Raw genomic sequence first — 864 nt, forward strand, 5'->3', positions numbered from 1 at the left:
GGCTCGATCGGGATGCCGACGCGGTCGAGCGACTCCGCCGCCTGCGTGCTCGCGGACTCGCCGATCTCGCGCGGGAACCACCCGCCCGCGCAGTTGTCGCACCTCCCGCAGGGCGCCGCCGTGTCGTCGTCGAGCGACCGCTGCAGGAACTCCATGCGGCATCCGTCGGTCTGCTCGTACTCGATCATGTGCTGCTGCTCGGCGAGACGCTCGGCGGCGATGCGCTCGTAGCGTTCGGCGTCGTAGGTCCACGGCTCACCGGTCGCGACCCATCCCCCCTGCACGCGCCGGACCGCACCGTCGACGTCGAGCACCTTCAGCAGCAGCTCCAGCGGCGTGCGGCGGATGTCGACCATCGCCTCGAGCGCCGGCGTCGAGATCGGCGCATCGCCGAGCGCGCCGATCACCCGCTCCGCGCGTTCCCGATCCGGCATCGAGGCCGTCGCGAAGTAGTGCCAGATGTCGCGGTCTTCGATGCCCGGCAGCAGCAGCACGTCGGCGCTCTCACTCGCACGGCCGGCACGACCCACCTGCTGGTAGTACGCCACGGGAGACGACGGCGCTCCGAGGTGCAGCACGAATCCCAGATCGGGTTTGTCGAAGCCCATGCCCAGCGCGCTCGTGGCGACCAGAGCCTTGACCTCGTTGCGCTTGAGCATGCCCTCGGACTCGGCGCGCTCCTCGGTGTCGGTCTGCCCGGTGTAGGCCCGCACGTCGTGCCCGTGATCGCGCAGCAGGCGGGCGGTGTCGACGGCAGCCGCGACGGTCAGCGTGTAGATGATGCCGGAACCGGGAAGATCGTCGAGGTGGCTCAGCAGCCACGCGAGGCGGCTCGCCGAATCGCGCAGGCGCAGCACACCGAGG

General features: G+C 70.7%; 1 protein-coding gene. It reads right to left on the minus strand.

Features of this window, described 5'->3' with window-relative positions; translation table 11 throughout:
* A partial coding sequence (locus tag KZA10_RS16380; protein WP_218683421.1) for a helicase-related protein occupies nucleotides 1-864 on the minus strand: 864 nt, incomplete at both ends.

It is taken from the genome of Microbacterium sp. BF1 (assembly GCF_019279095.1).
GTDB classification, from domain to species: domain Bacteria; phylum Actinomycetota; class Actinomycetes; order Actinomycetales; family Microbacteriaceae; genus Microbacterium; species Microbacterium maritypicum.